Source organism: Bacteroides sedimenti (assembly GCF_040365225.1).
GTDB lineage: Bacteria > Bacteroidota > Bacteroidia > Bacteroidales > Bacteroidaceae > Bacteroides > Bacteroides sedimenti.
In genome coordinates this window covers 2,425,741-2,448,557 of sequence record NZ_AP028055.1, presented here as the reverse complement: position 1 = coordinate 2,448,557, position 22,817 = coordinate 2,425,741, and the positions used below count along the sequence as shown (strand labels likewise).

15 protein-coding genes are annotated in these 22,817 nt (G+C 43.3%); 8 read left to right on the top strand and 7 right to left on the bottom strand.

Annotated features, from left to right (window positions below; all coding sequences use genetic code 11):
* Position 1 precedes the first annotated feature (1 nt).
* The 5 genes from ABWU87_RS09610 to ABWU87_RS09590 all read left to right on the top strand — a co-directional run bounded on the left by ABWU87_RS09610 (position 2) and on the right by ABWU87_RS09590 (position 8,250).
* Complete coding sequence (locus tag ABWU87_RS09610; RefSeq protein WP_353330251.1) at positions 2 to 3,082, top strand: efflux RND transporter permease subunit; 3,081 nt, start codon at positions 2 to 4, stop codon at positions 3,080 to 3,082.
* 4 nt (positions 3,083 to 3,086) lie between these two features.
* Positions 3,087 to 4,265, top strand: a complete 1,179-nt coding sequence (locus ABWU87_RS09605; protein WP_353330250.1) for a TolC family protein — start codon at positions 3,087 to 3,089, stop codon at positions 4,263 to 4,265.
* Between the two features lie 190 nt (positions 4,266 to 4,455).
* Entirely contained in the window at positions 4,456 to 5,373 is a 918-nt protein-coding gene (gene metA / locus ABWU87_RS09600; protein WP_353330248.1) for a homoserine O-acetyltransferase MetA, read from the top strand.
* Entirely contained in the window at positions 5,370 to 7,190 is a 1,821-nt protein-coding gene (locus tag ABWU87_RS09595) for a peptidase U32 family protein (protein ID WP_353330246.1), read from the top strand. The genes metA and ABWU87_RS09595 overlap by 4 nt, the downstream gene beginning before the upstream one ends.
* Before the next feature lie 22 nt (positions 7,191 to 7,212).
* On the top strand, positions 7,213 to 8,250 hold the full coding sequence (locus tag ABWU87_RS09590) for a hypothetical protein (RefSeq protein WP_434533922.1): 1,038 nt from the start codon (positions 7,213 to 7,215) through the stop codon (positions 8,248 to 8,250).
* A 9-nt stretch (positions 8,251 to 8,259) separates the two neighbouring features.
* Here ABWU87_RS09590 and ABWU87_RS09585 read toward each other — a convergent pair whose 3' ends face one another.
* Genes ABWU87_RS09585 through ABWU87_RS09570 form a run of 4 tightly spaced genes read right to left on the bottom strand, consistent with a single transcriptional unit; the run spans position 8,260 to position 12,897 of the window.
* Positions 8,260 to 8,832, bottom strand: coding sequence for a response regulator transcription factor (locus tag ABWU87_RS09585; protein ID WP_353330242.1), 573 nt, complete (start codon positions 8,830 to 8,832; stop codon positions 8,260 to 8,262).
* Positions 8,833 to 8,859: 27 nt separating this feature from the next.
* On the bottom strand, positions 8,860 to 10,422 hold the full coding sequence (locus tag ABWU87_RS09580; RefSeq protein WP_353330240.1) for an NAD(P)/FAD-dependent oxidoreductase: 1,563 nt from the start codon (positions 10,420 to 10,422) through the stop codon (positions 8,860 to 8,862).
* A gap of 14 nt (positions 10,423 to 10,436) precedes the next feature.
* Positions 10,437 to 11,804: a DNA repair protein RadA gene (radA, locus tag ABWU87_RS09575; RefSeq protein WP_353330238.1), complete on the bottom strand. Its 1,368-nt coding sequence runs from the start codon at positions 11,802 to 11,804 to the stop codon at positions 10,437 to 10,439.
* Between the two features lie 55 nt (positions 11,805 to 11,859).
* Positions 11,860 to 12,897 carry an asparaginase gene (locus ABWU87_RS09570; RefSeq protein WP_353330236.1) on the bottom strand — a complete coding sequence of 346 codons (1,038 nt, stop codon included), beginning with the start codon at positions 12,895 to 12,897 and terminating at the stop codon, positions 11,860 to 11,862.
* 425 nt (positions 12,898 to 13,322) lie between these two features.
* On the opposite strand from ABWU87_RS09570, the gene thrA reads away from it, so the two are divergent.
* Genes thrA through thrC form a run of 3 tightly spaced genes read left to right on the top strand, consistent with a single transcriptional unit; the run spans position 13,323 to position 18,289 of the window.
* Complete coding sequence (gene thrA / locus ABWU87_RS09565; RefSeq protein ID WP_353330234.1) at positions 13,323 to 15,761, top strand: bifunctional aspartate kinase/homoserine dehydrogenase I; 2,439 nt, start codon at positions 13,323 to 13,325, stop codon at positions 15,759 to 15,761.
* Between the two features lies 1 nt (position 15,762).
* Entirely contained in the window at positions 15,763 to 16,977 is a 1,215-nt protein-coding gene (locus ABWU87_RS09560; protein WP_353330232.1) for a cofactor-independent phosphoglycerate mutase, read from the top strand.
* 10 nt (positions 16,978 to 16,987) lie between these two features.
* Entirely contained in the window at positions 16,988 to 18,289 is a 1,302-nt protein-coding gene (thrC, locus tag ABWU87_RS09555) for a threonine synthase (protein ID WP_353330230.1), read from the top strand.
* An 833-nt stretch (positions 18,290 to 19,122) separates the two neighbouring features.
* Here the strand turns inward: thrC and ABWU87_RS09550 are convergent.
* The 3 genes from ABWU87_RS09550 to ABWU87_RS09540 form a co-directional block, all read right to left on the bottom strand.
* On the bottom strand, positions 19,123 to 20,622 hold the full coding sequence (locus tag ABWU87_RS09550; RefSeq protein WP_353330228.1) for a T9SS type A sorting domain-containing protein: 1,500 nt from the start codon (positions 20,620 to 20,622) through the stop codon (positions 19,123 to 19,125).
* Positions 20,623 to 20,955: 333 nt separating this feature from the next.
* Positions 20,956 to 21,729 (bottom strand): prephenate dehydrogenase, encoded by a 774-nt coding sequence (locus ABWU87_RS09545; protein ID WP_353330226.1) that lies wholly within the window; start codon positions 21,727 to 21,729, stop codon positions 20,956 to 20,958.
* Between the two features lie 12 nt (positions 21,730 to 21,741).
* A complete protein-coding gene (locus ABWU87_RS09540; protein ID WP_353330224.1) occupies positions 21,742 to 22,803 on the bottom strand; it encodes a bifunctional 3-deoxy-7-phosphoheptulonate synthase/chorismate mutase type II in 1,062 nt (353 codons plus the stop codon).
* Positions 22,804 to 22,817 lie beyond the last annotated feature (14 nt).

Sequence of the window (22,817 nt, the reverse complement as noted above, 5' to 3'; positions counted from 1 at the left end):
CATGCTTAATAAAATAATACACTATTCCCTACATAACCGGATGGTTGTGTTGTTTGCTTCCGTTATATTGCTTGTGGCTGGTTTTTATACCGCTTTGCATACGGAAGTGGATGTTTTTCCTGATTTGAATGCACCAACGGTTGTTGTAATGACCGAAGCAAAAGGTATGGCTCCTGAAGAAGTGGAGCGGCTGGTTACCTTTCCGGTTGAGACGGCAGTGAACGGTGCGACGGATGTACGCCGCGTACGTTCTTCTTCGACTACAGGTCTTTCTGTAGTTCAGGTGGAGTTTAACTGGGGGACGGATATTTATCTGGCCCGGCAGATTGTTTCAGAAAAGCTGGCTGCCGTAAGTGAATCGTTGCCGGCTAATGTTGGAAAACCCACTCTGGGGCCACAATCTTCTATTTTAGGAGAAATGCTGATTATTGGCTTAACTGCCGATTCAACTTCGATGCTTGATTTGAGAACCATTGCTGACTGGACCATTCGTCCACGACTTCTTTCTACAGGAGGTGTGGCACAAGTGGCTGTACTGGGTGGTGATATCAAGGAATTCCAGCTATTGTTGGACCAAGCCAGAATGAAGCATTATAATGTGACGATTGATGAAGTGATGAACGCCACCCGGGGCATGAACCAAAATGCCAACGGCGGGGTGATTTATGAATACGGAAATGAATATATTGTGCGGGGTGTGCTTTCCACGTCTAAACTTGAGGAACTTTCAAAAGCCGTGATAAAGAGGAATGGTGAAATGCCGGTGCTCTTACAGGACATTGCCGACGTTCGTGTATCAGGAAAAGAGCCCAAGCTTGGAGTCGCCTCCGAGAAAGGGAAACCGGCAGTGCTGATTACTGTAACTAAACAACCCAATACCAGTACAATTGATTTGACTGAAAAACTGGAAGCTGCGGTTAAAGATTTACAGAAAAATCTGCCGGCCGATGTGAAAGTTTCCACTGATAGTTTCCGTCAATCCCGCTTTATTGACAGTTCAATCGGCAATGTGAAGAAATCATTGTACGAGGGCTCCTTTTTTGTGGTACTTGTGCTACTTCTTTTCCTGGCCAATGTGCGGACAACATTTATTTCGTTGATTACGTTGCCTCTTTCTCTGTTGGTCACCATTCTTACAATGCACTATATGGGGCTGACCATCAATACGATGAGTCTGGGAGGAATGGCGATAGCTATTGGATCGCTGGTTGACGATGCGATTGTAGACGTGGAGAATGTCTATAAACGGCTGAGGGAAAACCGGATGAAGGGCAAGGATAAGCAGAAAACAATATTCTCGGTTGTATTCGAGGCTTCAAAAGAGGTGCGTACTCCGATTTTGAACTCAACGTTGATAATAATTGTCAGCTTCGTGCCGCTCTTCTTCCTTTCAGGCATGGAAGGACGTATGCTTGTACCACTGGGTATCTCCTTCATTATATCGTTGGTAGCTTCTACCATTGTTGCCCTTACTTTAACTCCGGTGCTTTGCAGCTATCTGTTAGGTCGTGAGAAGAATGACGGAATTCCTAAAGAAGCCTTTGTAGCGAGGTATCTGAAGGGAATCTACGAACGGGCATTGAACTGGTCATTGAATCATAACCGATTGGTGATAGGTGGAACCTTTGGACTGTTTCTTGTGGCTTTTGTCTTATCTTTCACTTTGGGAAGAAGCTTTTTGCCGCCGTTCAATGAAGGGTCGTTTACCATCAATGTAAGTAGCCTACCGGGTATATCACTTGAGGAATCGGACAATATCGGTCGTAGGGCAGAGCAACTGCTGATGAAGATTCCTGAGATAAAGACTGTTGTTCGTAAAACCGGACGAGCCGAGCTCGATGAACACGCCTTGGGTGTGAATGTCTCAGAAATTGAGGCACCGTTCGAGTTGAAGGAACGCTCGCGTGAAGAGGTGGTGGCTGATGTTCGTCAGAAACTCTCTTCCCTTGTGGGAACGAATATTGAAATTGGTCAACCAATATCTCACCGTATTGATGCGATGCTTTCGGGAAGTAAAGCACAGATTGCGATCAAACTTTTTGGTGATGACCTGAATAAAATGTTCGGGATAGGGAATCAAATAAAATCTGTAATAAAGGATGTTAAGGGTATTGCCGACCTGAATGTGGAACAGCAGATTGAGCGTCCACAGCTAAAAATAACTCCCAGAAGAGAGATGTTGGCTAAGTATGGAATCTCATTGCCCGAGTTCTCGGAATTTATCAATGTCTCCCTGGCAGGAGAGGTTGTTTCACAGGTTTATGAAGAAGGAAAGACCTTTGATTTAACGGTGAAGGTGAGAGATAATGACAAAGATGAAGCGGAAAAGATACGCGGACTCATGATTGATGCCAATGGAACTAAGATTCCGCTTGAACATATAGCAGAAGTTACTTCGTCCATGGGACCAAATACGATTAACCGTGAAAATGTGAAACGGAAAATCGTGATATCGGCCAATGTATCTGAAAGAGACTTACGCAGCGTAGTGAATGATATTCAGAAACGAATCGATCAGAATGTGAAACTTCCGGAAGGTTATCATGTTGAGTATGGCGGACAGTTTGAAAGTGAGCAGGCTGCTTCAAGGATTCTAATGCTGACTTCAATCCTCTCTGTAGTAGTTATCTTCCTGATTCTCTTTCATGAATTTAAGAGTGCAAGACAATCGGCTATTGTGTTGATTAACCTGCCTCTGGCCCTGATTGGAGGAGTCTTTGCTCTGTTGATAACCACAGGAGAGATAAGTATCCCGGCAATCATTGGGTTTATTTCCCTGTTTGGTATCGCAACCAGAAACGGAATGTTGCTGATATCTCATTATAACCATCTTCGTGATCAGGGACATTCTCTTCACGAATGTGTTATTCAGGGATCTCTCGATCGGTTAAATCCTATTTTGATGACAGCACTTTGTTCGGCTCTGGCATTGATTCCTTTAGCGTTGAATGGTGATTTACCTGGTAACGAAATACAGAGTCCGATGGCAAAGGTGATTTTGGGAGGGCTTTTGACGTCCACCTTCCTGAATGGGTTCATCATTCCGGGTGTTTATTTGAGTATGAACAAAAAGAAGAAATAGAGTTATGAAAAAAATAGTGATTCTTTTTATGCTATTGCTTGCTGCTTCCGGAGCAAAACCTCAGGCAGACGGCATTGGGCGAATTCTTAAAAGCATTGAAGCGAATAACAAGGAATTAAAGGCTTCAAGCCAGCTAACCGTTTCCCGAAAACTGGAAGCAAAGACAGAGAATAACCTTTCTGATCCGTCTGTTTCCTACAGTTACCAGTTCGGTTCACCTTCTTCTTTGGGAAAAGCCTCCGAACTGAATGTTTCACAGGAGTTCGATTTTCCAACTCTTTACAGTCGGCGTAGCGAACTAATCCGTTTAAAAGGGGATGTGTTTGACAGGCAGGAAGGAAGCCTCAGGCAACAGATACTTCTTTCGGCCAAACAGATTTGTCTGGACCTGATTTTGTTGAACAAACAGAAGGCTCTTTACGAGAAATGGCTGAAACTAGGAGATGAGATAGCTGATTTGTATAAACAACGGTTGGAACTGGGAGATGCAAATGCCCTTGAAACTAACAAGATTCAGCTTGAACAGCTGAATGCACGTACAGAATATCAATTTAATGAAGCACAGCGACGTGGAAAATTATTGGAACTTCAGGCATTGAATGGGAATATCCCGGTAGAGTTTTCGGATACAATCTATATTGCGGAGGAAAATATAACCGATTTTGCCTCATTAAAGCAGGAAGCACTGTCAGGAAATGCAGAACTTCTTTCGTTGGAAAGAGAACAAAAGGTTGCGCAACAGCAGCTTGCGGTGAACAAATCACAGTGGTTGCCTAAGCTGGAGTTGGGGTACCGAAGAAACACCGGATTGGGGCAACAGTTTAACGGAATGATTGTGGGCTTTTCTCTTCCTCTGTTTGAGAATAAAAACAAAGTGAAACAGGCTAAAGCACAATCTGTATATGTAGACCTCAAGAAGGAAAGCCTTTCCCAACAGACAGAGGTAAGATTGTTGCAGCTCTATAAAGATGCGCAGATGTTGAGAAATTCCATGAAAGAGTACAACCAGTCTATAATGGAAACATCAATGCCTTTGCTTAGTGAGGCGCTGCGTAAGAAGCAGATTTCCATTGTTGAGTATAGCGTTGACGCTGCTACAATTTTCAGGGCTCATCTTAATTATATGACACTTGAAAGTCGATATCATAAAGTGATGGCAGAACTATATCAACATAAACTTTGATAGAGAAATGATAAAAGAGGATGTCTAAAATGGTTTGGGCATCCTCTTTTTCTATGTGGACTATTCAATTTTCATTTTAATAAAAGGTTAATTGTAGATTCTGTTTAGATTAATTAGTTGGTTGATCTGAATAAGATTGCTGAGATTTGATTACTTTTGCAACTGTTATACAAAAAAGTAGTAAGAAAAGATGCCGTTAAATTTACCTGATAAATTACCAGCTATTGAGTTGCTCAAGGAAGAGAATATCTTTGTTATTGATAATTCCCGGGCAAGTCAGCAGGATATTCGTCCGCTGAAGATTGCGATTCTCAATCTGATGCCGCTGAAAATAACCACAGAAACCGATTTAATCCGCCTGTTGTCCAACACGCCGCTTCAACTGGAAGTCTCTTTCATGAAACTTAAAAGTCACACTTCGAAGAATACTCCGATAGAGCATATGATGACTTTTTACAAGGATTTTGAAACAATGAAGAAGGAGAAATACGATGGAATGATTATTACCGGTGCCCCGGTGGAGCAAATGGATTATGAAGAGGTTAATTATTGGGATGAGATAACTGAAATCTTTGATTGGACCCGAACTCATGTTACCTCTACGCTATATATTTGCTGGGCTGCACAGGCCGGATTGTACCATCATTACGGAGTGCCCAAATATCCGTTATACAAAAAGATGTTTGGTGTGTTTGCTCATACACCGAATGATATTCTTAACCCCATTTTCCGTGGGTTTGATGATATCTTTTATGTGCCTCACAGCCGCCATACTGAAATTCGTAAGGAGGATATCGAGAAAGTTTCCGAACTGGAGATTCTTTCTGAATCGGACGATGCCGGAGTGTATTTGGTAATGGGAAAGAATGGACGCGAATTTTATGTAACCGGTCACTCGGAGTATTCACCGTTAACTCTTGATGAAGAGTATAAACGCGACCTGGCAAAGGGACTTGATATTGAAATGCCGTGTAACTACTATCGCGATGACAACCCTAAAAATACTCCTTTGGTTCGCTGGCGGGGACATGCCAATTTGTTGTTTTCCAACTGGCTGAACTATTTTGTGTACCAGGAAACTCCTTACAATATTGATGATATCCGATGAAAAAGCCACGTAAAATTGAACTGCTGTCGCCTGCAAAAAATCTGGAGTGTGGTTTGGAGGCAATCAACCATGGAGCTGATGCTGTCTATATTGGTGCGCCTAAGTTCAGTGCACGGTCTGCTGCCGGTAATTCGTTGGAAGATATAGCCCGGCTTGTAGAACATGCTCATCTTTTTAATGCCCGTATTTATGTAACACTAAATACCATTCTTTATGATGAGGAACTGAAAGAGACCGAAAGTATGATTTGGGAACTTTATCGGGTGGGAGTGGATGCTCTGATTGTGCAGGATATGGCGATTACTCGCATGAATCTTCCCCCGATTGCCTTGCATGCCAGCACACAGATGGATAACCGGAATCCTGAAAAGGTGAAGTTCCTGGCTGATGCCGGATTTGAGCAGGTGGTTCTGGCGCGTGAACTTTCTTTGAAACAAATTCGGGAAATACATGAAGCATGTGATGTTTCGCTGGAGGCTTTTGTGCACGGGGCTTTGTGTGTAAGCTATAGCGGACAGTGCTATGTAAGTCAGGCTGTCTTTGGAAGAAGTGCCAACAGGGGAGAATGCGCACAGTTTTGTCGTTTACCGTTTAATCTGACTGATGCAAACGGAAAGGTGATTGTACGGAACAAACATCTTCTATCGCTCAAGGATCTGAATCAGTCTGATCATCTGGAAGAACTGCTGGATGCCGGTGTTTCTTCTTTAAAGATAGAAGGACGTCTAAAAGATGTTTCTTATGTTAAGAATGTAACCGCCTATTATCGCCAGAAATTGGATGAAATTATAGAACGGCGTGAAGAATATACCCGAGCTTCTTCGGGACATTGCAAATATGAATTTAATCCTCAGCTGAATAAAAGTTTCAGCAGGGGATTTACAAATTATTTTCTGTTCAACCGATCAAAGGAACTCTCATCGATGGATACGCCTAAATCACTGGGCGAGGAGATGGGTACTGTAAAGGAATTGCGAGGCAACTATCTTACTGTAGCTGGTGTTAAGTCTTTCAACAACGGCGATGGTGTCTGCTTTATCAACGAGCAGGGGGAACTTTCGGGATTTCGTATCAACCGGGTGGAGACCAACAAGCTCTTTCCACAGGAGATGCCAAAGGTAAAACCTCGTACGGTACTTTACCGCAATTTTGATCAGGAGTTCGAAAAGATGCTTGCACGTAAATCGGCAGAACGAAAAATAGCTGCGGAATTTACGCTGTCGGAAAATAATTTTGGATTTACCCTTTCGGCCAAAGACGAGGATGGAAACGCTGTTAGCGTCACTCTTCCGCGAGAGAAAGAACTGGCTCGTACCCCTCAGGAGGAAAACCTACGAAATCAGTTGGGCAAACTCGGTAATACTCCTTTCGAAGCAATTCGGATTGATGTGGATTTTAGTGAAAACTGGTTTATACCGGCTTCGGTTCTTGCCGAATTAAGAAGAGAGACAGTTGAAAAATTGCTTCAAACCCGGAAAATTAATTTTCGTCGTTCGAATAAAAAAATAGAGCCCACAAGCCATCCATTCCCTTTGAAAAAGCTCACTTATCTGGGGAATGTGATGAATGCTGAAGCTGAGACATTTTATCGGGATCATGGAGTGAAGGAAATACAGCCTGCTTTTGAAAAAACTCCGGTGGAAGGTGCCACGGTTATGTTTTGTAAGTACTGTATCCGCTATAACATGGGCTATTGTCCTATCCATCAAGGTGCAAAGTCGCCCTATGCCGAACCTTACTACCTGACCTACAAGGAGAAGAGGTTCCGCTTGTCATTCGATTGCAAAAAATGTGAAATGAATGTGATTAACGAATAATAAAGTTATGAAAGAGAGAGGGATGGATTTATTTCAGAACAGATCATTAAGAAACGTACTAAAGATGTTTCTCCAAGTGGAAAAACTGTTTTCCGGTATGCATCGTCTTGTTTTTTTTCTGTTCCTTTTTGGTTCAACGCTTTTTTATTCCTGTGAGTATAAACATCCAGATCTCGACAAAGAGGAGATTTCACAGAAAACCAAGGATTCTCTTTCCTATCTTTATAAGTATCATTATACGCTCAACAAGAATTTTGAGGTTTGGTCGGATACGGTTAAGCTTGCCCAACTGCCCTTTAAAGATAAGTTTGTAACCATTTCCAAGGGCGACCGGGTGGTGGTGGCCGAGTTTATGGTACAGCCCTCCGATACGGTTGATTCCGTTTGGGTAAAGGTAGCCCGGGATCAAAAGACACAAGGGTGGATTCATAAATCGGATGTGGTAAATCAGCTGGTTCCGGTCAATATCGGTTCTCAATCAATCTTCCTCTTCAGCCATACCCATGCCTCTTACTCTCTTGCAGTTGTAGCCTTGGCGCTGGCTATCTTTCTTTTCCGAATTTATCGGAAAAAGAAACTCCTATTAGTCTATTTTAATGATATCAATAGCGTATATCCATTGATGCTCTGCTTCTTACTGGCATTTTCAGCAACCATTTACGAAACCATGCAGATGTTTGCACCTGACACCTGGCAACATTTTTATTTCAACCCCAGTTTGAATCCCTTCAAGGTACCCTTCATCCTGAGTATATTCATTCTGAGTGTCTGGGCTTATATAATTGTCTTCTTTGCCTCCCTGGAAGAGCTGTTCCATCAGCTTTCCATATCATCGGCTCTCCTTTATCTCTTGGGGTTGGCTGTCTGCTGCATATTCTGTTATTTTTTCTTTATTATTGCCACTTCTTTTTATGTGGGATATATCTGCCTGTTCATGTTCTTCTATGTCCTGATAAAAAAGATTAATAGCCGGATGACCTATAAATATAGATGTGGTAAGTGCGGAGCACTGATGAAGGAGAAAGGGGAGTGTCCTTCCTGCGGAGCCATAAATCAATAATCCGAGAATCTATATCCTGTCCGGTGAAATGTATCCGTTCATCACGGCATAGATGGTAAGTCCGGAAACTGATTTGATGCCAAGCTTTTCTGTGATATTTTTCCGGTGTGATATTACAGTGGTAAGGCTGATGTTGAGTTTTTCTGCTATTTCTTTGTTAATCAGTCCTTTGGCTATTAAAATCAGGACCTCAATCTCCCGGGCCGATAAATCTTCTTCAGCCGGTAGTCTCTCCATGTTTTCCGGATTGTCGGAGAAGAATTTCATCAGTTCCTCGGTTAGTTTTTGTTCCGGCAGGAAGATGTTAACAATGTGGTTTGAGGCCGGGAAAGTATGAGTGCCTGCTCCGTGCATCATAATCACTGTCTTCTCCTTACGGGGCAAAAAAAAAGGATTGTAAAGAATATAGGTCTGCGAAGAGATGAAATAGTGCGTATACATATCCGGTGTATCATCGGCAAATGCCGGGAAGTCAGGGAATGTACGGATAATGGCTCCGGATAACAGCTTTTCCAACAGGTTTTTCAATCCCATGCAGGTTAGTGTATTGGCATCGATAATTGCAATCTCCAGGTTCTCCATATTCTTTCGTCCGATTAAGTAAATTAATTATTCCGCTTTGATATATTTAGCCGCACTTTCCGCACAACGTTCTCCGTCAATACCGGCAGATACGATGCCACCCGCATATCCGGCTCCTTCTCCGCAGGGGAACAATCCTTTCATCGTGATATGCTGTAGTGATTCCGAATCGCGGATAATGCGTACCGGTGATGAAGTACGTGTCTCCACTCCAATCATGGTAGCTTCGTTGGTCAGGAATCCATGCGAAGTACGTCCAAACTGCTGGAATCCTTGCGAAAGTCTTTTTGCAACAAAAGGAGGCATCCAGAAGTGAAGAGGCGAACTTATCAGCCCCGGGCTATAGGAAGATTCGGGTAGGTTAGTCCCCAGTTTTCCCCGTGTAAAATCCACCATTCGTTGTGCTGGTGCCGTTTGGCGCATGCCTCCCTGAATCCAACACTGATGTTCCAGCTCTTCCTGAAACTCCATTAAAGCCAGCGGACCGTATTTGGCATATTCTGGAAAATCTTCGGGATGAATCTCAACCACCATGCCCGAGTTGCTCCATTTGGAACCTCGGTTTGAGGGCGACATGCCGTTAACTACCACTTGCTCGGGAGCACTGGCTGCAGGTACCACAAATCCGCCGGGACACATACAGAAACTGTATACTCCCCGTCCTTCAACCTGAGTCACAAAGCTGTATTCTGCAGCCGGAAGATAGTCGCCCCGCCCGTTCTTGTTGTGGTACTGAATCTGATCAATCAGCATTTGCGGATGTTCCAATCTAACTCCCACAGCAATTCCTTTCGCCTCGATGGCCACATTATTGGCATTCAGCCAGCGATACACATCTCTGGCCGAGTGTCCGGTAGCCAGAATTACTGGTCCCAAGAAGCTCTTCCCGGTATTGGTTTCTATTCCTTTCACCTCGTTACTCGAAATAATCAATGCATCCATTCTTGTTTCAAAGTGCACCTCTCCGCCGCACTCCAGAATGGTGTTGCGCATGTTTTCAATCACTTTGGGAAGTTTATCCGTACCAATGTGAGGATGGGCATCAACCAAAATCGAAGTGCTTGCTCCATGCTGGCAGAATACATTAAGTATCTTCTCTGTATTGCCCCGCTTCTTGCTTCGGGTATAAAGCTTTCCGTCCGAATAGGCACCGGCACCTCCCTCCCCGAAACTGTAGTTTGATTCCGGATCAACAATATGTTCACGAGAAATCAGGGCGATATCCTTTTTCCTGTCACGCACGTTCTTTCCACGTTCTACCACGATTGGTTTTATGCCTAGCTCAATCAGCTTAAGTGCCGCAAATAGTCCTCCAGGGCCGGCTCCCACCACAATTACCTGCGGAGCATTCTCCACATTCTGATATTCGGTGTGGTTAAACTCGTCATCGGCGGGCATCTCGTTCACATAGGTGCGCACTTTCAGGTTGATGAAAACCGTCCGCTGCCGTGCGTCGATGCTGCGTTTCAATATCCGTACAGCATTCAGTTGTTTCAGGGAAATTCCCTTCTCTTTAGCTATGTATTCTTTTAGTCGCTGCTCGTTGGCAGCAATTTCGGGTAATATCCTTAGTTGTATCTCTTGTATCATCTTTATTTCTTTAATTATCCAAACAGGCAACGGAAAGCCTCTTCTACCTTTCTGACCGGTACCAATTCAATGTTGATTTTGCTTTTGTCCAGTCCTTGCATGTTGTGTCTGGGGAGAATCATCTGTTTGAATCCCAGCTTTTCCGCTTCGCCAATACGTTGTTCTATACGGTTCACCGGACGAATCTCTCCCGAAAGACCCACTTCACCAGCCAGGCATACCATTGGCTCAATCTCCGTATCCATATTCGAAGAAAGAATGGCGCTGATTACCGATAGATCGATTGCCGGGTCGTTAACTTTCAGTCCTCCAGCTATATTCAGAAAGACATCTTTCTGTGCCAGTTTGAATCCTACCCTTTTTTCGAGCACTGCCAGCAGCATGTTCATCCGTCGGATATCAAATCCGGTAGCCGACCGTTGCGGCATGCCGTATGCAGCAGAGCTTACAAGTGCTTGTGTCTCTATCAGGAAAGGGCGCACCCCTTCAATGGCTGAGGCAATGGCAATTCCGCTCATCCCTTCATGGTCTTGCGAGAGAAGTAGTTCCGACGGATTGCTCACCTGGCGTAACCCATTCTGCCGCATTTCGTAAATACCCAGTTCGGATGTGCTTCCAAAGCGGTTTTTGATAGAACGCAGAATACGGTACATGTAATGCTGGTCTCCTTCGAATTGCAGTACCGTATCCACAATGTGTTCCAGTACTTTAGGACCGGCTATACTACCCTCCTTGTTGATGTGCCCAATCAGTATTACCGGTGTGCCAGTCTCTTTGGCAAATTTCAGGATTGAAGCCGAGCACTCCCTAACCTGGGCAATGCTCCCGGGTGACGATTCAATACTTTCGGTTGAAATAGTCTGGATAGAGTCGATAATCACCAGCTCGGGCTGTGTGTTCTTTATATGAGTATAAATCTGTTCCAGGGATGTTTCGCAGACAATAAGGCAATCGGCGGTGTGTTGCTGAATGCGGTCGGCCCGGAGTTTCAACTGTCGGGCGCTCTCTTCCCCCGAAACATAGAGGATGCGTCGGTTTTTCATCCGAAGTATCGTCTGCAACACCAGGGTTGATTTCCCAATTCCCGGTTCACCGCCAATAAGCACCAGCGAGCCCGGCACCAGTCCGCCTCCCAATACCCGGTTCAGCTCCTCATCTTTCATGTCTATGCGGGGCTCCTCGGAGGTGGTTATGTCGCATAAAGATACTGGCCTGGCTTTTGGGGTCTCAATTCCTGATACCGGACGTTTGTTTGTAACCTCCTTGCGGACAATTTCTTCCACATAGGTGTTCCATTCACCGCAGGAAGGGCATTTGCCTACCCATTTCGGTGAATCCTGCCCGCAGTTGGAGCATACATATACGGTTTTATCTTTTGCCATTAATTCTATCTGCTACAATTAATTGCAAAAATACCGAATAATTTTCAGAAACAGATTATTTAACGGTAATTTCTCCGGCGATGGATATCTTCATCATTTTTCGTACCTCTTCAGGGGGCAATCCGTGTCCCAGCAGGAACATCAGTTTGGTTACGGTCGATTCCGTGGTACTGTCATATCCGCTCAGGATTCCTGCCTGTAATAGTTGCAATCCTGTTTCGTAACGATCCATTTCCACACTTCCAGCGCTACATTGCGTTACATTAACAATCACTATGCCTCGCTTTGTAGCTTCTATGAGTTGTTTGATAAACCAAGGTTTTCTTGGAGCATTACCCGATCCATATGTCTCTAGTACCACTGCTTTCAGTCCAGGTAGAGAGAGCATTGCCTCCACTGTGCTTTCCTGAATACCGGGAAATAGTTTCAGAATCACCACATTGGTGTCTAGAACCAGGTGGGGTGTAAGCGGCTTGCCATTAGTGTATCGGTGTATCAGCGACGGTTCATATTTTATATGTATACCAGCTTCAGCTAGTGGCGGATAGTTGTATGACTTAAATGCATTGAAGTTCTCTGCATTGATTTTAGAAGTCCGGTTTCCTCTCATCAAATGGTTCTCAAAGAAGATGCATACTTCCGGAACCAGCGGTTTGCCTCTGTATTTGGCAGCAGCTATCTCAATGCTGGTCATCAGGTTTTCCTTTCCATCAGTACGAAGCATCCCGATGGGTAGTTGCGAACCTGTGAAGATAACCGGTTTGCTCAGATTCTCGAGCATAAAGCTGAGGGCGGAAGCGCTATAAGCCATGGTGTCGGTGCCATGAAGAATTACAAATCCGTCGTATTTTTCATAATTTTCATAGATAATCCGCACCAGGTCAGCCCATGCTTCCGGTTCCATGTCCGAAGAGTCGCGTGGGGGATCAAACTGGCAGGAATCCAGATTGAAATCCAGCTTTTTAAGTTCGGGAACATGTTTCTGCAGTTGTTCGAAATTAAAGTTTTCCAAAGCCCCTGTCTCGGCATTCTTAATCATGCCGATTGTTCCACCGGTGTAAATTATCAATACGGAAGTGTTCTCTTGCTTCATCCTTTCAAAATTGCCATATTTTTGACGCAAATATAGTTATATTCTCTAAAAAATATAACAAAATGATAGAAAAGTATTTGTTGATTTTCAGTCGGTAAACATTCTTGTTTTTGATAAAAGATGGCTAAAATGAAGATTATATTGCTTTTTATCACAAATTTTTCTCAAAAAGTGATAGATAGATAATAATAATTTGTATTTTTGCGAAACTCATCTAATTAACGAAGAAATACAGATATGGTAAATTACTATCCGCATACCACGTCCATGTGTACCATGACCCCCTGGGGGTAAGGGATAGTTATTGTGTTTCTACGTGAATCACGCTTGCAATCAGCAAGCATTTTCAAAAATCAAATCTTATTATATAAGTAAATTCAATCAACTCCTGCCTTGTGAGGTGGAGAGTTCCTAAAATTATAAACATGAAGGTAATGAAATTCGGCGGAACATCCGTAGGTTCCGTGAACAGCATTTTAAATGTTAAGAAGATAGTAGAGTCGTCAGAAGTACCCGTCATTGTGGTAGTATCAGCATTGGGAGGCATAACCGACCAATTGATTAATACCTCGAAAATTGCCGCAGCAGGCGATCCGTCGTACGAAAAGGAGTTTCGTGAAATTGTGATGCGTCACGTCAATATGGTGAAAGAGGTAATTCCGAGCGGTGAACGTCAGGTAGCTCTTCAAAGGCAGGTACGTGCCCTTCTTGATGAACTGAAGGATATTTTCCAGGGAATCAGTTTGATTAAGGACCTTTCAGCAAAAACAGCCGATACCATTGTGAGTTATGGCGAGCGATTGTCATCCATAATAGTGGCCGAGCTGATTGACGGTGCCAAATGGTACGATTCGCGGAAGTTTATCAAAACTGAGTTTAAGCACAACAAGCACACCCTTGACAAGGAGCTAACAAATGCATTGATTAAAGAGACATTTAATGCAATTCATCCGGTATCTGTAGTCGGTGGCTTTATTGCTTCGGATAAGGTAAGCGGTGACGTAACCAATCTGGGCAGAGGGGGATCAGACTATACCGCTTCAATTATTGCGGCTGCTCTAGACGCCTCCGTTCTGGAAATCTGGACGGATGTGGATGGTTTTATGACAGCAGATCCAAAAGTAATCAGTGCCGCATATCCCATTAGCGAACTGAGCTATGTGGAAGCAATGGAGTTGTGTAACTTCGGTGCCAAGGTGGTATATCCGCCAACAATTTATCCGGTCTGCCATAAAGAGATTCCTATCATTGTTAAAAACACCTTCAACCCTTCAGCTCCGGGAACCATCATTGTGAAAGAGAAGTCGGCTGCCGGTGGTAAGGCCATCAAAGGAATCTCCTCCATCAATGATACCAGCCTGATAACTGTGCAAGGTTTGGGTATGGTAGGTGTTATTGGCGTGAACTATCGCATCTTTAAGGCACTGGCAAAAAACGGAATTAGCGTATTTATGGTTTCGCAAGCCTCTTCCGAGAATAATACTTCAATCGGGGTGAGAACCGCAGATACTGAACTGGCATGCAAGGCGCTGAACGAGGAGTTTGCCAAAGAGATTGAAATGGGCGAAATTAGTTGGGTGACAGCCGAAAGCGGACTGGCAACAGTGGCTATTGTGGGTGAGAACATGAAGCACACTCCTGGCATTGCCGGAAAGCTGTTTGGAACGCTGGGGCGCAACGGCATCAATGTGATAGCATGTGCCCAAGGAGCTTCCGAGACCAATATATCCTTTGTGATAGATGCTCGGTACCTTCGTAAAACCCTCAACGTAATCCACGACTCTTTTTTTCTATCAGAGTACCAGGTACTGAACCTATTCATTTGCGGTGTCGGTACGGTGGGCGGAAGCCTTATTGAGCAAATCCGTTGCCAGCAGCAGAAACTGATGCAGCAAAACGGATTGAAGCTGAATGTGGTAGGCATCTCCAACCATACACGAGCTCTTTTCTGCCGGGAAGGGATCGACCTGGCAAATTTCAGGGAAGATCTGAAAACAAAAGGAATCCCCAATTCACCAGCTATTCTTCGTGACGAGGTAATTGGAATGAATATATTCAACTCCGTATTTGTGGATTGCACCGCGAGTGCCGATGTTGCTTCGATATACAAAGAGTTGCTTTCACACAATATTTCTGTCGTGGCTGCCAATAAGATAGCTGCTTCCTCCAGATATGAAGACTATTTCGAACTGAAACAAATTGCCCGTCACCGTGGCGTGAAGTTCCTGTTCGAAACAAATGTGGGCGCTGGACTGCCGATAATTAATACTATTAACGACTTGAGAAACAGCGGTGATAAGATTCTGAAGATTGAAGCGGTACTATCCGGTACCCTGAACTATATTTTTAACAAGATCAGTGCCGACATCCCTTTTAGTCGTACCATCCGGATGGCTAAGGAAGAGGGGTATTCGGAACCCGACCCGCGCATCGATCTCAGTGGAAAGGATGTAATCCGTAAGCTGGTGATTCTGGCACGTGAGGCAGGGTATAAACTGGAGCAGACCGATGTGGAAAAGAATCTCTTTATCCCCGACGAATTCTTTAAAGGTACCCTTGAGGAATTCTGGGAAAAAGTTCCTTCACTAGATGCTGATTTCGAAGCAAGAAGAAAGGTGTTGGAAAGTGAAAAGAAACACTGGCGTTTTGTTGCCAGGTTCGAGGAAGGAAAAGCCTCTGTGGGACTGCAGGAGGTGGATTTCCGTCATCCCTTCTACGGACTCGAAGGAAGCAACAATATCATATTGCTCACTACCGAGCGATATTGCGAATATCCAATGATGATTCAAGGGTATGGAGCAGGAGCAGGTGTAACCGCGGCAGGAGTATTTGCCGATATCATGAGCATCGCAAACATAAGATAATATGAAACACATAATCTTATTAGGTGACGGGATGGCCGACTGGCCGGTTCCTTCACTGGAAAATAAGACGCTTTTGCAATATGCAAAGACGCCTTACATGGATCTTTTGGCAAAAATGGGTAAAACCGGCCAATTGATTACAGTAGCTCCGGGGTTTCATCCCGGAAGTGAGGTGGCAAACATGTCGGTACTCGGCTATAATTTGCCAAAAGTGTACGAAGGTCGCGGCCCGCTGGAAGCTGCCAGCATCGGTGTAGAGCTAAAACCGGGGGAGATGGCCATGCGCTGCAACTTGGTATGTGTTGAAGGAGATATCTTGAAGAATCATTCTGCCGGCCATATCACCACCGAAGATGCCGATGTGCTGATTCGATTCCTGCAGGAGAAGCTGGGCGACGAGCGTGTCAGCTTTCATACAGGCGTGTCTTATCGCCACCTACTGGTGATAAAGGGAGGAAACAAACATCTGGATTGCACCCCACCCCACGACGTGCCGTTGAAACCTTTCCGTCCGCTGCTTGTAAAGGCTGCCCAACCGGAAGCACAGGAAACGACAGACCTGATTAATGAATTGATTCTCAAATCCCAGGAATTGCTTCGCAATCATCCGTTGAACCTGAAACGAATGGCAGAAGGAAAAGATCCCGCAAACAGTATCTGGCCATGGTCAGGCGGTTATCGTCCACAAATGGAACCACTTACAGAAACTTTCCCTTCCATCAAGAGGGGAGCAGTAATATCGGCTGTCGATCTGATTCACGGTATTGGCTACTATGCCGGTCTTCGCCGCATTGATGTAGAAGGGGCAACCGGACTCTACGACACCAACTATGAGAATAAAGTGGCGGCGGCACTCGAAGCGCTTCGTACCGACGACTTTGTTTACCTGCATATCGAGGCTAGCGATGAGGCTGGCCACGAGGGAGATGTGGAACTGAAGCTGAAAACCATAGAGAATTTCGATGCCCGTGCCGTGGGACCCATCTACGAAGCAGTGAAGAATTGGGATGAGCCGGTGGCCATTGCCATATTGCCCGATCATCCTACTCCTTGCGAACTGCGTACCCATACCGCCGAACCGGTTCCTTTCCTGATCTGGTATCCGGGTATTGAACCCGATTCCGTGCAAACGTACGATGAATTCTCCGTGAAAGAGGGGGCTTACGGTTTATTAAAAGAAAATGAATTTATTAACGCATTCTTGAATCATGATTAAAACTAATGCGATGAAATATTATAGTACTAATAAAAAGGCACCTATTGCCGATTTACAGGAAGCAGTGGTAAAAGGTCTGGCGTCTGATAAAGGACTTTTTATGCCAGAGTCAATCAAACCGCTTCCACAAGACTTTTTTGATCAAATAGAGAACCTGAGTTTTCAGGAAATCTCATATCGGGTGGCAGATGCCTTCTTTGGAGAAGATATCCCTGCCGAAACTTTGAAACAGATTGTGTACGACACGCTCAGCTTCGATGTTCCTCTGGTTGAGGTTTCCCCCAATATCTATTCGCTGGAGCTGTTCCACGGCCCCACACTGGCTTTCAAGGATGTGGGCGGACGCTTCATGGCCCGTCTGCTGGGCTATTTTATCAAAAAGCAGGGGCAGAAAAACGTGAATGTGTTGGTTGCCACTTCGGGTGATACCGGAAGTGCCGTAGCCAACGGATTCCTAGGCGTGGAAGGCATTCATGTATATGTACTATACCCCAAAGGAAAAGTGAGCGAAATACAGGAGAAACAATTTACCACACTGGGACAGAACATCACCGCTCTCGAAGTGGACGGAACGTTCGACGACTGTCAGGCGCTGGTTAAGTCGGCCTTCATGGACCAGGAGCTCAACGAACACTTGTCACTGACTTCGGCCAACTCCATCAATGTGGCACGATTCCTGCCACAATCGTTCTACTATTTCTACGCCTATGCACAACTGAAAAAACTGGGCAGGGCAAACAATGCAGTGTTCTGCGTGCCAAGCGGAAACTTTGGTAACATCACCGCCGGGCTCTTCGGCAAACGGATGGGCTTGCCCGTTACCCGATTTATAGCCTCCAACAACCGGAACGATATTTTCTTCCAGTACCTGAAAACGGGTGACTATAAACCACAACCTTCGGTGGCGACTATTGCCAATGCCATGGATGTGGGCGACCCAAGCAACTTTGCACGTGTACTCGATCTATACGGAGGTAGCCACGAAGCCATAGTAAAGGAGATAAGTGGAGCTACTTATACAGATGAGCAGATTAGTGAAACAGTGCAGTGGGTATATAATAAAACTCATTATCTGCTCGATCCTCATGGAGCCTGCGGATACCGTGCTCTTGCCGAGAACCTGAAACCGGGCGAAACCGGCGTGTTCCTGGAAACAGCCCACCCGGCCAAGTTCCTGGATACGGTGGAAAAAATAATAGGAGAGAAGGTGAATATTCCTGCCAAACTTCAAGCTTTTATGCATGGCGAGAAGAAGAGCGTTCCTCTGGCGAAGGATTATGCTTCTTTCAAGCAATATTTAATGAATGTGTAACCATGAACTAACCTTTTTAAAAGGTTGAACTAATTCAATCATGTACAAGATTGCCCCTCAATCTTGTACATGATTACTTTCGATCTTGTAGATGATTCACCTTGGTCTTGTACATAATTGGATTAACTTTTCACTATGAATTGGTTAGTTTCTCTTTATGTCTTTGATAATCTGATGCCGATAGACTTCTAATCTGCTTACCGCTGTAGCCGGTTGGCCGTTTTATAATAATCTCTCTCTCTCAAATTGGCTTCTGTATTAAATAAGCGTCAATATTTACTTCTACCTTATTTTATTGTCTCTCATCCAAAATCTTATGTCGTTTTTCTGCAAAAGTCCATTTTCTGAGATTTCTACTTCATTTTTTTTAAAAAAGGATATGAAAAATAAATAGTATCAAAAGATTTCATTTTTAAGAATTTATACCAATTTAAACGAAGCTAAGACAAAAGCACCGACAGCTTGTGCGTTGAATATTTACCTATTAATATATTTACTTCATTTGACGATCCATCATTCAATTATATTATCCGTTGCAGCTAACTTTTGAACATTGAATAAAATAATATCTGCTTTAAAATAATTCCATCTGAAAATAAAATTTTATCTCATTCTTGGCTTATTTGCTGAAATTAAAGCATTTAATATAAATTAAATGAATATTCTTTTAAAAATATTATTTGTCAATAAATAAATAGTATTACCTTTGAGCAGGTAACATAGAACTTACCTTATAGAACAGTTAATTAATGATCCTTAATGAAAAGGATTAACGCCCCGCCATCACGTGAGTGATTAACGGGGCGTACTTTTTGACATTGTCAATGTATGAGCTATTTCTTAACAAACTTCTTGGTCATTATGCCTTTGTCTGTTGTGACTTTTATCATATAAATTCCATGTGGAAGGGTGCTTACGTTGATGTATTCGTTGCCGGATAGTTGCTTTGTGAAAAGAAGGTTGCCACTAAAATCATAAATTGAAACTTTTATATTCTTCTCAGAAAGGTTTAGGTAGAATCCTTCAGAAACAGGATTTGGATAAATAATGAGATTATCTGTTGTAACTTCGTTTATTCCACTGCCATTCAAATCAGAATAATAGTAAATGTCTTTGGTGTTATTGTCCCAATTTGTGGATGTCTTATTCCAAAGATATTCAATATCCTCAAGAGGTTTGTTTATAATGTCTGGCGTTAAATTTGAAGAAGGAATAGTTAGTACAAAATATTCAGAAGGTAAAAGTAAATCGGTGAAGTTGTATGCTAAGTCGTAACTGTTTACTTCTTTTGAGTAGGAGGACCAACTGCTGGTGTCAATATCCCATTTCGAAACAAAGCTTTGAGTTCTGTTTCCATTGGCATCGTAACTATATTCATATTTCGATTTATTAGACAATTCGTACCCCCAAATAATATCGATATTATATTCAGAGATGATCTCTGTAAATAATCTTTCATTGCTGTCGTATGTATACTCATTTTTTGTAACCAGATACCATTCAGCAGAATAGATTGGTTCACCCCAAAAATGAACATTGCTTTCTTTTAACTTTCCATCAGCAGTATAATATATAAATTCAAACAGCATGAAGTTTGTCCATTGGCTTGTTTCTGCATTCCAATAATAAACAATGATTTCAGTGATTTTATTGTAAACATTGTAGGCGCATTCGTATTTTAAACCATTAACCCACTGGTTGGCTATCGTATCCCATTCTGAAACAATACCTTGTGTCCAATAACCATTGCTATTATAAGTAAGTTCATCTTTTGAGTTGTTGACCCATTGACTGCTGGAAGCTTTCCATTCAGAAGCGAGAAGTTGTGTACAATAACCATTGGCATTGTAGGTATATTCATTTTTTGAATTATTAACCCACTGGTTTGTATTGGTGTTCCAGTTGTAGTTAATACTCGAAGCCCATTTGTTGTTGGCATTATAAGTGTATACATCTTTAATGCCTTCTGCCCATCGATTGATATCACTGTTCCAGCTATAATAAACCCCTGTAACCCATCTGCCATTGTCATCATATGCATGTTCTTCTTTGGTATATTTAACCCACTGATTGGTAGCATCCCACTTGTGGCTCACTATGCTGTCTAGCTTTTGTTTGGCGGCTGAAGATTTCAGATCCGGAGCTTGAGAGGTTACTCTTTCTCCTGGGAACAGGAGGTTAAGGGTTTTAAGGTTCTTAGTCTGATACAATCCTTTTAATTGCTGCGTAACTTTCGGTGTTACGAAAGTTGCATTTTTAGGTATTGTTATTTGCCCGAAAGTAAATAATGATACCCACGCAATAATAGCTGTGAGTGTAAATTTAATTTTCATAGTCAAATAGGTATAAACGTTGATTGAAAAAATGCATGTCAAATATAAACATTTGGGTATAATGTTTAGTTCTGCTATGATTCACATTCTTTAAAACTCATAATGACTTAATGATGAATTAATAGGAAATGAAATATTTTTGTTAATAATAATTAATCTATTTTATGAGTGTAGGATGAGTGTTTTGTGCATTATAGATGGTGACATTTGAAAATTCATTAGGATTGTTTGGCACGGGCGAGACAACGAATGAACTATACCGAATCTTAAGAAAATAAAAAAGCCGGCAAATCTATATCGGGTATAGAAATGCCGGCTTTTATAAACTCTTGATTACTGAATATTCTTACGAATCTTAGTGAGGTACTTCTTTAGACGATCTGCATCTTTGGCAGTGATAATTTCCAATATCTCTTTCAGCTCGCGGCGGATGTTCTCAACCTGTGCAGGAGTACGAGGATTGAAAAGAATTTCCTGAAGCAGGTAGTCATCCTCGCTCATCAGTCCTTTAGCTATGGCCATGTGCTTCTTGAAGGTGGTTCCCGGGGCTTCCTGGTGTTTCATTACGGCTGCAAAGACGAAAGTGGAAACAAACGGAATGGAGAGTGAGTAAGCTACTGTATCGTCGTGTTCATCAAATGTGTATTCAAAGATGTTGAGGCCAAGTGTGCTATACAGATCTTTGAAAAAAACTTTCCCCAGATGGTCGCTTTCAGAGATGATGATGGCACTCTCACTTGACAAGTTGTTGAGGCTGGCAAATGTAGGGCCAAACATGGGATGAGTGGATACATATCGGAAGCCACTTTCCTGATAGAATTTTTTCAGTCCGGTCTTTACGCTTGTAATATCACTTAAAATACAATCTTTGGTTAATACAGGCAGAATCTGTCTGAATGCTTCGAGCGTATATTTGATGGTAACGGCATTGATAACCAGTTCGGGTTCAAATTCCTTGATCTCTTCCAGCGTAGTGAAACGATAGGTGTTGTACACAAACCTGAGTTGTTGTGGATTAACATCGTATACTGCTGTTTCATGTTGGAAACTTAATACATCTGTAAAGAAAGAGCCCATCTTTCCGGCTCCAAGAATTAATATCCTCATTTTTGTTGTTTCTTACTGGTTGATTATTTCCATTTGTTGACGTACTGATTCCTCGTGGATAGCCTCGAACACAGCTTTTACAAATTCGGGATCCATTCCGAACTCTGCACCTTGTGCTCCCCGTTTGGATAGAATTTCATCGTAACGTCCGCTCTGAAGTACTGTCATGTTATGCTCTTTTTTGAACGTTCCTATTTCACGGCTCACACGCATTCTCTTTGCCAACGTCTCAATGAGTGCATTGTCGCAGTCGTCAATCTGTCTTCTTAGTTCTGCCAGACTTTCGGTGCTTTGTGTTTCAGTACGGATAACCAGAAGATTCAGGATGTAATCCAGGACGTCGGGGGTTATTTGTTGAGAGGCATCGCTAAGGGCAACATCGGGGTTGCAGTGTGATTCGATGATCAGCCCGTCGAAGTTCAGGTCCATTGCCTGTTGGCTCAGAGAGGCAATCAGTTCACGCTTCCCGCCGATGTGGCTGGGGTCACAGAAAATAGGAAGATTTGGGATACGACGGCGCAGTTCAATGGGAATGTGCCATTGAGGAAGGTTGCGGTATATCTTCTTATCGTAAGAACTGAATCCGCGGTGGATGGCACCCAGGCGTTTAAGTCCTGCATTGTTGATGCGTTCCAGGGCTCCGATCCATAAGTCAAGGTCGGGATTAACCGGGTTTTTAACCAATACCGGTATATCAACGCCTTTCAAGGCATCAGCAATTTCCTGAACGGCAAAGGGGTTGGCTGAAGTACGCGCTCCTATCCATAGAATATCGATGTTTTGTTTCAACGCTTCATATACATGCTTGGCAGTTGCAACCTCTGTAGAAACATACATACCAGTCTCTTTCTTTACCTCTTTCAACCAGGAAAGGCCTTCTACACCAACTCCTTCGAAACCTCCCGGTTTAGTGCGTGGCTTCCAGATTCCTGCACGGAAAATCTTAATGCCCTTGTTTGCCAACTGCTTAGCAGTATCCATTACTTGTTCTTCTGTCTCTGCACTGCATGGACCGGCAATTACGATTGGTCGTTTTGCTTCCATACCCGGTAATAAAATAGATTCTAGTTCCATCTTGACTATATTTA

Coding starts and splice junctions, on each gene's coding strand:
- ABWU87_RS09610 (WP_353330251.1), top strand. CDS start 2: ATGCTTAATAAAATAATACACTATTCCCTACATAACCGGATGGTTGTG.
- ABWU87_RS09605 (WP_353330250.1), top strand. CDS start 3,087: ATGAAAAAAATAGTGATTCTTTTTATGCTATTGCTTGCTGCTTCCGGA.
- metA (WP_353330248.1), top strand. CDS start 4,456: ATGCCGTTAAATTTACCTGATAAATTACCAGCTATTGAGTTGCTCAAG.
- ABWU87_RS09595 (WP_353330246.1), top strand. CDS start 5,370: ATGAAAAAGCCACGTAAAATTGAACTGCTGTCGCCTGCAAAAAATCTG.
- ABWU87_RS09590 (WP_434533922.1), top strand. CDS start 7,213: ATGGATTTATTTCAGAACAGATCATTAAGAAACGTACTAAAGATGTTT.
- ABWU87_RS09585 (WP_353330242.1), bottom strand. CDS start 8,832: ATGGAGAACCTGGAGATTGCAATTATCGATGCCAATACACTAACCTGC.
- ABWU87_RS09580 (WP_353330240.1), bottom strand. CDS start 10,422: ATGATACAAGAGATACAACTAAGGATATTACCCGAAATTGCTGCCAAC.
- radA (WP_353330238.1), bottom strand. CDS start 11,804: ATGGCAAAAGATAAAACCGTATATGTATGCTCCAACTGCGGGCAGGAT.
- ABWU87_RS09570 (WP_353330236.1), bottom strand. CDS start 12,897: ATGAAGCAAGAGAACACTTCCGTATTGATAATTTACACCGGTGGAACA.
- thrA (WP_353330234.1), top strand. CDS start 13,323: ATGAAGGTAATGAAATTCGGCGGAACATCCGTAGGTTCCGTGAACAGC.
- ABWU87_RS09560 (WP_353330232.1), top strand. CDS start 15,763: ATGAAACACATAATCTTATTAGGTGACGGGATGGCCGACTGGCCGGTT.
- thrC (WP_353330230.1), top strand. CDS start 16,988: ATGAAATATTATAGTACTAATAAAAAGGCACCTATTGCCGATTTACAG.
- ABWU87_RS09550 (WP_353330228.1), bottom strand. CDS start 20,622: ATGAAAATTAAATTTACACTCACAGCTATTATTGCGTGGGTATCATTA.
- ABWU87_RS09545 (WP_353330226.1), bottom strand. CDS start 21,729: ATGAGGATATTAATTCTTGGAGCCGGAAAGATGGGCTCTTTCTTTACA.
- ABWU87_RS09540 (WP_353330224.1), bottom strand. CDS start 22,803: ATGGAACTAGAATCTATTTTATTACCGGGTATGGAAGCAAAACGACCA.